This window comes from Paenibacillus sp. 1011MAR3C5 (assembly GCF_003591485.1).
Taxonomy (GTDB): Bacteria; Bacillota; Bacilli; order Paenibacillales; family Paenibacillaceae; genus Pristimantibacillus.
In genome coordinates this window covers 68,445-81,284 of sequence record NZ_QZCF01000012.1, presented here as the reverse complement: position 1 = coordinate 81,284, position 12,840 = coordinate 68,445, and the positions used below count along the sequence as shown (strand labels likewise).

Annotated in this window: 13 protein-coding genes; all 13 read right to left on the bottom strand. The window is 53.9% G+C overall.

What is annotated here, in order from left to right; all coding sequences use genetic code 11:
* Positions 1-24: 24 nt before the first annotated feature.
* The 13 genes from D3P07_RS24940 to D3P07_RS24880 all read right to left on the bottom strand — a co-directional run bounded on the left by D3P07_RS24940 (position 25) and on the right by D3P07_RS24880 (position 12,837).
* A complete protein-coding gene (locus D3P07_RS24940) occupies positions 25-1,641 on the bottom strand; it encodes an anthranilate synthase component I family protein (RefSeq protein ID WP_119803445.1) in 1,617 nt (538 codons plus the stop codon).
* 131 nt (positions 1,642-1,772) lie between these two features.
* On the bottom strand, positions 1,773-2,711 hold the full coding sequence (gene cysK, locus D3P07_RS24935; protein WP_119803443.1) for a cysteine synthase A: 939 nt from the start codon (positions 2,709-2,711) through the stop codon (positions 1,773-1,775).
* 139 nt (positions 2,712-2,850) lie between these two features.
* A complete protein-coding gene (locus tag D3P07_RS24930; protein WP_182914507.1) occupies positions 2,851-3,813 on the bottom strand; it encodes a peptidylprolyl isomerase in 963 nt (320 codons plus the stop codon).
* A 19-nt stretch (positions 3,814-3,832) separates the two neighbouring features.
* Positions 3,833-4,735: an Hsp33 family molecular chaperone HslO gene (gene hslO / locus D3P07_RS24925; protein WP_119803439.1), complete on the bottom strand. Its 903-nt coding sequence runs from the start codon at positions 4,733-4,735 to the stop codon at positions 3,833-3,835.
* Between the two features lie 3 nt (positions 4,736-4,738).
* The gene (locus tag D3P07_RS24920; RefSeq protein ID WP_119803437.1) at positions 4,739-5,509 is read right to left on the bottom strand and encodes a type III pantothenate kinase; all 771 of its coding nucleotides are present in this window, start codon (positions 5,507-5,509) and stop codon (positions 4,739-4,741) included.
* Entirely contained in the window at positions 5,506-6,390 is an 885-nt protein-coding gene (nadC, locus tag D3P07_RS24915) for a carboxylating nicotinate-nucleotide diphosphorylase (RefSeq protein WP_119803435.1), read from the bottom strand. Before nadC ends, D3P07_RS24920 begins: the two co-directional genes overlap by 4 nt.
* Positions 6,383-7,996: an L-aspartate oxidase gene (nadB, locus tag D3P07_RS24910; protein WP_119803433.1), complete on the bottom strand. Its 1,614-nt coding sequence runs from the start codon at positions 7,994-7,996 to the stop codon at positions 6,383-6,385. Before nadB ends, nadC begins: the two co-directional genes overlap by 8 nt.
* A 75-nt stretch (positions 7,997-8,071) precedes the next feature.
* Positions 8,072-9,010, bottom strand: coding sequence for a quinolinate synthase NadA (nadA, locus tag D3P07_RS24905; RefSeq protein ID WP_119803431.1), 939 nt, complete (start codon positions 9,008-9,010; stop codon positions 8,072-8,074).
* A gap of 287 nt (positions 9,011-9,297) precedes the next feature.
* Complete coding sequence (locus D3P07_RS24900; protein WP_119803429.1) at positions 9,298-9,690, bottom strand: VOC family protein; 393 nt, start codon at positions 9,688-9,690, stop codon at positions 9,298-9,300.
* Between the two features lie 14 nt (positions 9,691-9,704).
* Positions 9,705-10,178, bottom strand: a complete 474-nt coding sequence (locus tag D3P07_RS24895; protein ID WP_119803528.1) for an SRPBCC family protein — start codon at positions 10,176-10,178, stop codon at positions 9,705-9,707.
* Between the two features lie 106 nt (positions 10,179-10,284).
* Positions 10,285-10,602: an ArsR/SmtB family transcription factor gene (locus tag D3P07_RS24890; RefSeq protein ID WP_259391686.1), complete on the bottom strand. Its 318-nt coding sequence runs from the start codon at positions 10,600-10,602 to the stop codon at positions 10,285-10,287.
* A 188-nt stretch (positions 10,603-10,790) separates the two neighbouring features.
* On the bottom strand, positions 10,791-11,753 hold the full coding sequence (locus D3P07_RS24885) for an ABC transporter permease (RefSeq protein WP_119803425.1): 963 nt from the start codon (positions 11,751-11,753) through the stop codon (positions 10,791-10,793).
* A 1-nt stretch (position 11,754) separates the two neighbouring features.
* Positions 11,755-12,837, bottom strand: a complete 1,083-nt coding sequence (locus D3P07_RS24880; RefSeq protein ID WP_119803423.1) for an ABC transporter permease — start codon at positions 12,835-12,837, stop codon at positions 11,755-11,757.
* Positions 12,838-12,840 lie beyond the last annotated feature (3 nt).

The following is a 12,840-nucleotide window of genomic DNA, read 5'->3' as shown; positions in this document are numbered from 1 at the left end:
GCTCCACATCCCCTTTGTCCAAACCTATTGTAGCAGCTTAGCTGCGCTGTCCCGCTCCCGCGATTGCCCGGCTGCGAACCGTTCGCTGTATTGAATAGCCTTCCACAGCGCCTTCGCCTTGTTCATCGACTCCTCATACTCGCGCCCCGGATCGGAATCGATGACAATGCCCGCTCCGGCCTGAATATAGACGATCCCGTCCTGTATAGCCATTGTTCTAATAATAATATTAAATTCCATATCCCCGTTATAGTCAATCCATCCCATCGATCCCGTATAGGGACCTCTGCGCACAGGCTCCAGCTCTTCAATGATCTCCATCGTCCGGATCTTGGGAGCACCGGTAATCGTGCCGCCGGGGAAGGTCGCCGCTATAACGTCATAAGCATCCTTGCCTTCGGCTAGCTCGCCATCCACCTGCGAGACCAGATGCATAACGTGAGAGTAGCGCTCAATGACCATCAGTTCCTTCACCTTCACCGTTCCGTAGGTGGAGATACGGCCCAGATCGTTGCGCTCCAGATCGACCAGCATAATATGCTCGGCCCGTTCCTTCTCATTCGTGCGCAGCTCCTCGGCGAAGAGAAGATCCTCCTCCTCCGTGCGTCCTCTTCTGCGTGTACCCGCGATCGGCCGCGTCCCAAGCTGGCGGCCCTTCAGCTCGACCAGCAGCTCCGGAGAAGCCGATACCAGCTGGAAGTCCGGCGAGCGCAGCATGCCCATATAAGGAGACGGGTTAAATAGTCTGAGCCATTCATACAGCTCCTCTGGCGGCGTCGACACGGCTTTGGACTGGCGCTGGGCCAAATTAACCTGGAACACGTCTCCTTGCCCGATATAGCGCTGCACAGCCCGCACAGCGTCCATGTACATCTCCTTGGTAGTAGGCGATTCGATGCCTGATATCGTCTTGACGTCAATATGAAGCGATTCTCCGTCCATATGGGCAAGACGGCTTGCCCGCAGCTTCTCCGCCCTCTCGCGCGCCTTCTCTTCCTCGAACCAAGTCAGCCAGTAGTCCGCCATTCCCTCCGCACGCAGCGAGGCTTGTTCATAGACGGCTCTCAGCTCTTCATCCGATTGGCCGAACGACACCGGACTATGTACGACACAGTAGACAACGCTGCGCTTGTGATCGACGACCCAGATTTCATTCATTCTCATGAACAAATAATCCGGCAAGCCGGAATCATCCTTCGCAAGCTCCGGCAGACGTTCGATGCTGCGCACAATATCATAGCTCCAGAAGCCTGCGCAGCCGCCCAGCCACTTCGGCCCGTCCGCATCAGTAAGCCGAGGTCCATTGCCGTCGCTCATCCAAGCCCGCACAACCTCCAGCGGCTTGCCCTTCCACTTCCTGCGCTCCTGCGAATGCTCGTCCAGGCCGCGGAAGTCAATCGACTCCGCTTGCATGCCTTTGCCCTGAATGACGCTATCGGGATGCAGTCCCAGATAAGTGAATCTCCCGTCCTTGCCGCTCTCCAGCACGAAGGCATACGGCGATGCGTCCTGCCAAGCTTCCTCCCAAGAAGCAACCTTGCCCCCCGTCTCTCTCTGGAGAGGCAGCTCCTTCACTAGCGGCAGCGTCGTATAGGTTTGTTCGGCGCGCCACCGAATCCACTCTTCCCAAGCGGTGACCATCTTGTCAGTCCCCCGATCCCTGATGCTTATTTCGCTCAGTATACAGAAATGCCCGGCAAAAGAAAAGCGCCTTCCATCCCGAAGAATGAAAGGCCCTTCTTATCGTAAGCTTTGTAGTTGCGACAAAGCTCTTAGTTCTCGAAATTGAATAGAGGCGTACTCAGGTAACGCTCGCCATTGCTAGGCACGATAGCAACAACGCGCTTGCCTTTGCCCAGTTCCTTCGCTACCTTCAGCGCTGCATAGATCGCCGCACCGGAGGAGATCCCGCACAGAATGCCTTCTTCCTTCGCTGCACGACGCGCGTATTCGAATGCATCATCATTCTCAACCGTAATGATACCGTCATAGATCTCACGGTTCAGGATATCCGGAATGAAGTTCGCGCCAATCCCTTGAATTTTATGAGGACCAGGGTTGCCGCCCGACAGAATGGGGGAAGCCGCAGGCTCAACTGCATAAATTTTGATATCCGAGTAGTTTTGCTTCAATACTTCACCAGCGCCGGAGATCGTTCCGCCTGTGCCGATGCCTGCGATGAAGGCATCCAGCTTGCCGTCCAGGGAATTGATCGCTTCCACGATCTCAGGACCTGTCGTCTCGCGGTGAATTTTCACATTCGCCTGGTTTTTGAATTGCTGAGGAATGAAATATGAAGGATTCTCTTGAACCAGCTCTTCCGCTTTGCGTACTGCGCCGTTCATGCCTTCGGAACCCGGTGTCAGCACCAGCTCTGCGCCGTAAGCGCGCAGCAGGTTGCGGCGCTCAATACTCATTGTCTCAGGCATGACAAGAATCGCTTTATAGCCTTTGGCAGCCGCTACAAGTGCCAGACCGATGCCTGTATTGCCGCTCGTAGGCTCAACGATGGTATCGCCCGGCTTAATGCGTCCTTCTTGCTCAGCCGCTTCGATCATGCTGACCGCAATACGGTCCTTTACGCTGGCACCCGGATTCTGGTACTCCAGCTTCACATAGATTTCCGCGCTATCTTCCGGCACGAGACGGTTTAAACGAACAAGGGGTGTATCTCCGATCAGGTCTGTTACGCTTTGTACAATTTTCGCCATGGAATGAAAGTCCTCCTTATTCCGACTAAAATAGTTGGTTTTTGACTAATTACATCTTAACAATGTCGCGCCAATGTTGTCAATAGTCACTTTTGCTTTCTATTGGAAAAAAACGACCGCGCTCCCGGCACGGTCGTCTTCACTTCATAATCATCGCATCATATCGCTTCAGCAGCTCGTCTTCCATGACATTCAGCGGCTTGGCACGCTCCAGCGCAAGCTGCTTGCGAGCCTGCTCGAACAGCCGGTCGCTCGCCAGATTGGACGTGGATTTCCTGCCCGCCAGCTCGATAATGGCGTAGCCTTGTTCCGTCAATTCAATGGGACCTGCTATCTCCGCAACCGACATCCCTGCCGCAGCCGCAAGCACTTCTCCGTCGTAGAACGGATCATCCGCGTCAATCATGCCTAGATCCCCGCCGTCTTCAGCTGTAAATTCATCCTGGGAATAGAGCCTGGCCATGGCAGCGAATGATTCCCCGTCCATCAGCTTCGCAAGCACGCTCTCTGCCTGCTCTCTCGTATTCGTCACAATCCAGCGCAAATGGAATTGCAGCTGCGGCTCGAATTGCTCTGGATGATCCTGCATATAGCGATCCACCTCATGGTCGGCGACTGTAATATCCTTAATTGTAATATGCTCCAGCAGCAGCCGGTAGCGGTACTCCTCTTGAATCTGCTCCTTGGACAATCCGAGCTGCTCTCTCATCATGGAGTAGAAAGCTTCTTCATCTCCGTAGCCTTCCGCTACCGAGGCGATCTCCCGGTCCAGCTCTTCCTGCGAGATGCGAAGGCCGGTTGCCTTCGACTCCAGTTCAAGAGCGCGACGGAGCATCATGACCCGCAGCACTTCGTCTCCATATTGCCTGTACAGCTCGCTCGTTAGCTCTGCACCGGTAATGGGCTGACCTCCTACCGTTGCAACAGCCTTCTGCCCGCTTCCCTCCGAGCCGGTCGGAGCCGGCGGAGATGTCTGCTCACCCTGCTCGTTTCCTCTTAAACCAGGCAGGGGCCATACCTTAACCATCACCATGCCCGTCAGAGCAATCATACAGACGGCTTGAAGGATGACCACAGCCTTCAGAACCTCATATCTCTTCATGGCCTGGACTGCCTTTCTATTATTGAACCGGCTTCGGCTTTGCTTGAACCAGCAATTGCTCCAACCGATCCTTGCCGAACGAATACTTCTCATTACAGAAGTGGCATACCACTTCCGCCCTTGCATCATCCTCAATAATCATGCGCAGCTCGGATTCGCCGAGACTGATCAGCGTCTGCTCCACTCTCTCCTCGGAGCACTGGCACTTGAACACCAGCGGCATCGTATCATGGATAACCAAGTCCTCTCCTACGAGCCACCTTAGCAGATCCTCCGGCGTTTGGCCTTGAGCCAGCAAGGTTGTGACCGGCGGCATTTTCGCCACGGCTTGCTCCAGACGTGTGATCTCTGCATCCGCAAGACCTGGCATAAGTTGAACGATATAACCGCCTGCATGCAGCACGGAATTGTCGTTCTCCACCAGTACCCCAACCCCGACCGCCGATGGCGTCTGCTCGGATACAGCAAAATAATACGTGAAGTCCTCCGCCAGCTCGCCGGAGATTAGCGGAACGCTGCCCCGATAAGGTTCCTTAAGGCCAAGGTCCTTCGTCACGTGAATATAACCTGACGTACCGACCGCTCCCGCAACATCCAGCTTGCCTTTATCATTGCTGGCATGATGCGCCTGCGGATGATCGACGTAGCCACGGATTTCTCCGTTTGCATTGGCATCGACCACAACCTGTCCGATCGGACCGTCGCCCTTCACTTGAATGGTCAATCTTTCCTTGCCCTTCAGCATCGCACCCATCATCGCGCCTACTGAGAGTGTCCGGCCCAGTGCGGCCGTCGCAGTAGGAAAAGAATCATGTCTGCGCCGCAGCTCCTCCACGATATTGGTCGTGCGGACCGCGAATACGCGAATTTTCCCGTCCCATGCCGTGCCTCGCACCAATATGTCCTTCAGCTGCTCTTCCATCTATTAGCCCTCCTGGTTGCGTTCATAAATAATTCTTAAGCCTTCCAGCGTCAGCAGCGGGTCCACTTCTTCAATGGTATCTGACTCAGCGGCAATTAGCTCTGCAAGCCCGCCTGTAGCCACGACACGCGGATTCACGCCGAATTCGGCACGAATCCGATTCACGATACCGTCAACTTGCCCCGCATAACCAAATATAATACCTGCTTGCATCGAAGTCACCGGATTCCGCCCTACGACGCTCTTTGGCTTGGCCAGTTCAATGCGCGGCAGCTTCGCCGCGCGCTGATAGAGCGCTTCCGTCGAGATGCCGATGCCTGGCACGATCGCTCCGCCGAGATAACTGCCGGTTGTATCAATATAATCGAAGGTGGTCGCCGTACCGAAGTCTACGACAATAAGCGGATAGCCGTATTTCTCAATACCCGCTACCGAATTAACAATCCGATCGGCTCCGACCTCTCGCGGATTTTCGTAACGGATGTTCAGCCCTGTCTTAACACCAGGTCCAACGATAAGCGGCGTCTTGCGCACATATTTCAGGCATAGCTGCTCCAGCGTCCTCATCAGCGGGGGAACAACGGAGGAAATGATGACACCGTCGACCTGCTCGATCTTGATCCCTGCGTACAGGAACAAATTATGAATGTTCATGCCGTATTCATCAACGGTTGCCGAACGGTTCGTGCTCAGCCGCCAATGATACAGCAGCTCTTGGCCGCGATAGATGCCCAGCACGATATTCGTATTGCCTACGTCAATGACCAGAATCATCCCCGTCCGACCTCCTTTTTCTCGTTCAGATCCAGGCTTATGTCAAGCGCTTGGAACGAATAAGTGAGTCCTCCTACAGAGATGACGTCTACGCCGCAAGCGGCAATGCCATGAATGGTGTCGAGCCTCACCCCGCCGGAAGCTTCCACAATGATATGCGGGGTTTTTCCTTTGATCAGAGCGACGGACTCCCTCATTAATTCATGCGTCATATTATCGAGCATAATGATGTCCGAGCCGCAAGCGATTGCTTCCTCTACCTGTGCCAGCGATTCCGTCTCCACTTCAATCTTCATCGTATGCGGAATTTGCCGCCGCGCCGATGTGACTGCGGCAGTAATGCTTCCGGCACCTTTAATATGATTATCCTTGATCATGACAGCATCATACAAGCCGAATCGATGATTGGAGCCCCCGCCGACACGTACCGCGTACTTCTCCAGCATGCGGTGTCCAGGGGTTGTCTTGCGTGTATCGACCAGACGAACGGGAAGCCCTTGGAGCGCGTCGACATACGCTTTTGTTTTCGTAGCAATGCCAGAGAGACGCTGCATCAAATTAAGCGCAAGCCGCTCGCCTGTTAGAATGCTGTGCGTGCTGCCCTCCAGTTCGATCAGTACCGTCCCTTTGGTGACGTAATCGCCATCCATCACCCGTGCTTCGAAGGAAAGCTCAGGGTCAACTACGTCGAACACCAGCTTCGCAAGCGGAACACCGGCAATGACCCCGTCTTCCTTCACATGAATGACAGCTGTCGATCGGGAGCCTGCCGCAATCGTCGTCTCGGTCGTAATATCTCCGCTACCGATATCCTCGGCAAGCCAGCTTCTGATCTGATCCCTAATCTGCGCATCATATCCGCCTGTCGTCCACTCAAACATCTTCAATTCGCTCCTCGGTCATACCTTTTGTGCGGTGCAGCACCGTATGTTTTCTCCATACCAGATCGTCGCGTGCCGGGAAGTCCTCTCGGTAGTGCGCGCCTCGGCTTTCTTCCCGCGTAATCGCCGACTCGGTCATCAGCAGCGCACAAGTGAGCATATTTGCGAATTCGAACTCCTCGCGCTCCGTCAGAATGGACTGGAAGATCGGCAGTTGGCGCTTCAGCTCCTCTAGTCCTTTCCTCAGGCCAATCTCATTCCGCTTCAAGCCGACATACCGAACCATGATCTTCTGCAGCTTCAGCCGCCGTTCGACGACAGCCTGCATAGGAGCGCTGCTGCGCTCCACTTCATTATAGAATTTCGGCTCCATATCAAGCGGCGGCGAATTCTCAATCCGCTTCACGATGCGGCGGCCGAATACGATTGCTTCGGAAAGTGAATTGCTCGCCAGCCGGTTCGCGCCATGCACACCGGTCGAGGACACTTCGCCGCAGGCGAACAACCGTTTAATATTCGTCTCGCCGTTCAAATCCGTCTTCACACCGCCCATCATGTAGTGCATGGCAGGCGCAACCGGAATCCAGTCGGAAGTGAGGTCCAGGCCATATTTCAAGCAGTACTCATAGATCGTTGGGAAGCGATGCCTCACCATATCTGCCGGCTCATGGGTAACGTCAAGATAAACAAAGGTTGATTTGGTCGCTTCCATCTCGCTGACGATCGCACGTGCTACGATATCACGCGGCGCAAGCTCCAGCTGCTCATGGTAGCGTTCCATGAAGCGCTCGCCCCGAATGTTGCGCAATACCGCGCCTTCCCCGCGCACCGCTTCCGAGATCAGAAATCGCGGCGCTCCGGGATAACATAGCGCCGTAGGGTGGAACTGAACAAACTCCGCGTCTCTTATGTAGGCACCCGCTCGATAGGCCATTGCAACGCCGTCTCCTGTCGCCACTTCCGGATTGGTCGTGTAGCGATAAAGCTGGCCCGCACCGCCGGAGCAGAGAATCGTGGCTTTCCCGCGAACGAACAACCGCTCGCCATTCGGCTTCTGAACAATTGCGCCGCAGCATTCCCCGTCCTGCGTAACCAGATCAATAACGAAATGGTCGTCCCATACTTCAATCTTCTCGTTAGCTACAGCATTCTCGGACAGCGCACGCACGATCTCATAGCCCGTCGCATCGCCATTCGCATGCAGGATGCGCCGCTGGCTGTGTGCGCCTTCCTTGGTCAAGGCGAACTCGCCGTTCTCCAGATCGAATTGCGTTCCCATCTTAATGAGGCTTTGCACGCCCTTCGGTCCTTCATGCACCAATACATCGACCGCTTCATCCGAGCATAGCCCTGCGCCTGCAATAAGCGTATCCTGCCTATGATACGCAGGGGAATCCTCATCGGAGATCACCGCGGCAATCCCGCCTTGCGCATAACGCGTATTGCTGTCGAGCAGCGACTTCTTCGTGATCATTAGCACAGAATGCTGTCTGCTTGCCCGTATAGCGGTAAAAAGACCGGCAATGCCGGCCCCAATAACGATGACATCTTTATCTAAGACTGGCAGCTTGTCCAGCTCCACGTCGACCAAATATCTAGGAATCATAACGCTAGCTCCTCCACCTCGGGGTCATCTTGATATGCAGCCTGCAACTATCGCTTATAAGTGAAGCAGCGCATGCTACTTCACTTGCAGCATGCGCTCGAGCGACAGACGGGCTTTGTCCGCAACAGCCGGCGGAACGTAAATTTGCGGCTGCATCGTCTCAAGCGCTTTGACGAGCTTCTTCAAATTGTTCACCTTCATGTTCGGACATACCAAATATTTCGATGCGAAGTGGAACGTCTTGTTCGGGCTGTCGAGTCTCAGCTGATAGCCGGTTCCATCCTCAGTTCCAACGATAAACTCTTGAACATCGGATTCCTTGCAGTATTTGATAATAGCGGTTGTGCTTCCAACAAAATCACCAAGCTCCACGACCTCCGGGCGGCATTCCGGATGGACGACGAACTGCGCGTTCGGATACTTGGCTTTCATCTCCTCTACGTCTTTCACCGTCAGCATATCATGCGTATTGCAGTAGCCTTCCCAAATGATCATCTTTTTGTCGGTGTTCTGCTGAACGTAGTGACCTAAGTTTTTGTCTGGTACCCAGATCACTTCGTCTCCTTCAACCGAGTTGACGACCTTCACCGCATTCGCGGAAGTACAGCATATATCCGTCTCCGCCTTGATCTCGGCCGAAGAGTTGATATACGTGACAACCTTCGCGTTCGGATGTTGAGCCTTCAGCTTGCGCAGGCCATCCACATTCACCATGTCCGCCATCGGGCAGCCAGCGCGCTCATCTGGAATGATAACCGTCTTGTTGGGAGCCAGAATCTTGGCGCTCTCACCCATAAAGTGCACACCACAGAACACGATAACCTCGGCATCCGTCTGAGCAGCCTTCTGCGCGAGCAAGAAGGAATCCCCACGGAAATCCGCTACTTCCTGTATTTCATCCCGCTGATAATAATGAGCAAGAATAATGGCATTACGCTCTTTCTTCAATTGCAACAGCCTCTCACGCAGCTCGCGATTCTGCTCCGCCTTGCGCTCCAGTGCCAATGCTTCCACGATAGATCCTCTCCTCTTATGAGGGATGGGCCTTCCCTTGACGAACGATGGTCCCATTCCGTTATGCGGCATAGCGACTTTGTGAAATGATGCACAAACTTAGGGATTCGCTTGCCTATAGTTTAAACCAAAAGGGATAAATTCATTTGATTAAGATTTAATTTACACTTGGCAGATGGCTCTGTCAATGGATGTTTCCTCATTTTATAGAAAAGAAGCCCGTCCTTTGCCGGACGAGCCCCATTCATCGCTATATGCTATCGCCATATGCCCAGCAGCATCTAACCTTATGCCAGGTTCAACTGCCACGTGACCCCGAACCGGTCGGCTATCCAGGCAAACTTCCGGCTGAAGCCGTATTCGCCAAGCGGCATCAAGGCTTTCCCGTCTTCCGACAGCTTCGCACATAACGTCTCAATCTCGGCCTCGGAGGAACAATTTACATATAACGAGATCGAAGGCGTAAAGCTGAACTGGTGTTTGACATGGCTATCGATGCACATATAAGTGATACCAGCCAGCTTGAACGTCGCATGGATGACCGTGCCCTCCTCGCCTGGTCCCTCCGGGCCGTACCTGGAGATGCTTATGATCTCGGAATCCTCGAATAGCGCTATATAGAAGTTCATGGCTTCTTCTGCTTGTCCTTCGAACATCAGAAACGTATTGATTTTTTGCATACAGAAAATCCTCCTTAAGATTTAGGAATGACAGGCGTAATGCCATCCTCTACAAGCCCTTTCAAGCCAAGGAACATATAATGCCAGCCATGCTGGGACTGGTCGTGGAATTCTTGGACTGCCTTGAGCGTGTCCCCCTCCGTCCAGTTGTCCTCATGAGGCACATAGATATGCTGCGTGAATACCATCTCGCACCCTTGAGCGTTCGGCTTGATCTCGACCGTAATCGTATCCTCGGCGTCACTGAATTGTGGCATCTTGAATGTAAAAACAAGCTTCACAGGAGGCTCCACTTCTACATATCGACCCGTTGCCAAATATTCCTTCCCTTCGCGAATGCTAATAATCTCCCAAGTTCCGCCCACATGCGGCTCGCACTTGGCCGACTTGTTCGTATCCGCCGTTGTCATCAGCCACTTGCGCATCATCTCCGGCTTGGTCCAGGCCTCAAAAAGCTTGTCCGCCGGCACCCTGAATTCGCGTACCATTACAAGCGTCGTATGACTTGCTTGTTCCGTCAATTTCCTCACCCTTTCTTGCTATGCTTTCCTTCCATAATAGTCTGCCTGCATGAGGCATGCTCTCATACGCATCTTACTCATCTTCAGACAGACCACCCATCAATTCTCTCTCCAGCGCATCGAAGCTGGCTGTCCAGATACGCTCATAGAACTTCAGCCATTTCATGGCCTGAGCCATCGTGTCGCTCTCCAGCCGGCAGTGGTGGGTTCTGCCCTGAACGGTCCGATGGAGCAAACCCGCATGCTCCAGCACCTTCACATGCTTCGAGGCCGCAGCCAGAGACATCGCGAACGGCTCCGCCAGTTCCGAGACGGTACGCTCCCGCTCAGCCATCAGCTTCAGCATCTCTCGGCGCGTGCCGTCGGACAAGGCGTGAAAAATGCGATCCAATTGTTCGTTATCATCGATATATTCAACCATGTGGTTAACTATAAAACGATCAAAACAAAAAGTCAACCATTTGGTTGACTATAATTGTCCGCGCGAACTAAATAAGACCGCAATCCATTCGCTGGCTGCGATGGATTGCGATCTTTTAAGGGCGGTCATATCGACTGCTTGTGATTCAAGCGGGCTGCTTACCTTCTTGCCGGGTCATAAGGCTGTCCGAGCGCCGATGGTGCACTGGAACGGCCGACTGCCGCCGCAAGAACGATAAGCGTAAGCACGTACGGAAGCATGTAGAACACTTCCGTCGGGATTTGCTTGGAGAAATCGAACAGCTGCGCGAAGTTCCGCAAGGCTTGAGCAAAGCCGAAGAATACGGCTGCGCCGGCAAGGCCAAGCGGATTCCACTTGCCGAAGATCAGGGCGGCAAGCGCGATAAAGCCTTGGCCTGAGATCGTATTGTGCGCGAAGCTGCTTGTCGTTGTCAGCGTAATCGTAGCCCCGCCAAGACCGGCAAGCGCGCCGCTTAGCATAACGCCGATATAGCGGTACTTCGTTACGCTGATGCCTACCGTGTCTGCCGAGCTTGGATGCTCGCCTACCGCGCGAAGACGAAGGCCGAACGGCGTCTTGAACAACACAAAGTAACTGATAATGACGAGCAGAATGACGATGTACGTCGTCGGGTATGAACGGAAGATGCCTTCCCCGATAATCGGAATATCGGACAAGAATGGAATAGCCACCTTATGGAACACTTCCGTCAGCTGGCTCGTTTGAGCCGAGCCGTCATAGAGGCTTCTGGTGAAATAGATCGCCGTTCCGAGCGCCAGGATATTAATAACGACGCCGACAACGGTCTGATCCGACTTGAACGTGATCGTCGCCACCGCATGAAGGAGCGAGAACACAACGCCGAAGACCGCTGCCGCAATCAGGCCAATCCAAGGCGAAATGCCGCCAAGACCGGCCTGCGTTGCATAGTCTGTCGCGACCGCTGCCGCGAAGGCGCCGGATACCATCAGGCCTTCCAGACCAATGTTGACTACGCCAGAGCGTTCCGAGAACATGCCGCCAAGAGCAGCGAAGATAAGCGCAGTAGAGAATACGAGCGTAATATTAATGAGCTGGCCGGATATTTCAATAAACTGCATCTTACGCCGCCTCCTTCCGCTTTGCTCGTTTGCTCATGAACGGTTTAAGAATAAACTTCACGATGCCATGCGCAGCCACGAAGAAGATAACCGATCCGATGACGATGCGGACAATCTCTTGAGGCACGCCCGCGCCGAAGCTCATGCCGGCGGAGCCATAGCTGAGGCCGCCGAACAGAACAGCAGCCAGCAGGACACCAATCGGCGTATTACCTCCAAGCAAAGCAACGGCGATACCGTCAAAGCCGTAACCAGGCGATGCCGCCATAATGGTCTGATTGCCGAATACGCCAAGCACCTCGAACACACCGCCAAGACCCGCGAACACGCCGCTGATCATCATCGACTTCACGACCGTACGATTGACGTTCATACCGGCATATAGCGCGGCATCCGGATTGTGTCCGACTGCGCGAAGCTCATAGCCTTGTTTCGTACGCCACAAGATGATGTAGAAGATCATCACGCATGCCAGCGCCACGAAGGTCCCCCAGTGAATCCGCGCTTTGTCCATCAACTGAACCAGCCATTCGATATTCATCAGCGCCGATTCATGAATCGCTCTGGACTTCTGCTGACCCGGATCAGTCAGGAACCGCGTCACAATGAAATTGGCCAGATACAGAGCCGTCCAGTTCAGCATGATGGACGAGATAACCTCGTTCACGCCGCGCTTGGCCTTCAAGTAACCTACAATACCAGCCCAGATACCGCCGAAGACCGCTCCGGTAATGACGGCAAGCGGACCGTGAATGTACCATGGCAAGTCGAGCAATACACCAATCAGTGTCGCGCCTGTCATCCCCATGACAAACTGTCCTTCTACCCCGATGTTGAACAAGCCGGTGCGGAAGGCAAAAGCTACCGCTAAACCTGTAAAGATCAGAGGTGTAATCGCACGAATGGTCTCACCCATATGATAGGAGCTGCCGATTACCCGATTGAAGAGCGAGCTATACGCCTGAATCGGATTATAGCCGCCTGCCAGCATGGCAATGGCCCCGATCAGCAAGCCGAGCACGATGGAGACAACCGGCACCAGCAGCGATCTTTTTTCATTAAAAATCTTCTTGATTACGTCCATAGC

Excerpts from the sequence above, each read along its gene's own strand:
- D3P07_RS24940 (WP_119803445.1), bottom strand. The coding sequence starts at position 1,641 with ATGGTCACCGCTTGGGAAGAGTGGATTCGGTGGCGCGCCGAACAAACC.
- cysK (WP_119803443.1), bottom strand. The coding sequence starts at position 2,711 with ATGGCGAAAATTGTACAAAGCGTAACAGACCTGATCGGAGATACACCC.
- D3P07_RS24930 (WP_182914507.1), bottom strand. The coding sequence starts at position 3,813 with ATGAAGAGATATGAGGTTCTGAAGGCTGTGGTCATCCTTCAAGCCGTC.
- hslO (WP_119803439.1), bottom strand. The coding sequence starts at position 4,735 with ATGGAAGAGCAGCTGAAGGACATATTGGTGCGAGGCACGGCATGGGAC.
- D3P07_RS24920 (WP_119803437.1), bottom strand. The coding sequence starts at position 5,509 with ATGATTCTGGTCATTGACGTAGGCAATACGAATATCGTGCTGGGCATC.
- nadC (WP_119803435.1), bottom strand. The coding sequence starts at position 6,390 with ATGTTTGAGTGGACGACAGGCGGATATGATGCGCAGATTAGGGATCAG.
- nadB (WP_119803433.1), bottom strand. The coding sequence starts at position 7,996 with ATGATTCCTAGATATTTGGTCGACGTGGAGCTGGACAAGCTGCCAGTC.
- D3P07_RS24900 (WP_119803429.1), bottom strand. The coding sequence starts at position 9,690 with ATGCAAAAAATCAATACGTTTCTGATGTTCGAAGGACAAGCAGAAGAA.
- D3P07_RS24895 (WP_119803528.1), bottom strand. The coding sequence starts at position 10,178 with ATGGTACGCGAATTCAGGGTGCCGGCGGACAAGCTTTTTGAGGCCTGG.
- D3P07_RS24885 (WP_119803425.1), bottom strand. The coding sequence starts at position 11,753 with ATGCAGTTTATTGAAATATCCGGCCAGCTCATTAATATTACGCTCGTA.
- D3P07_RS24880 (WP_119803423.1), bottom strand. The coding sequence starts at position 12,837 with ATGGACGTAATCAAGAAGATTTTTAATGAAAAAAGATCGCTGCTGGTG.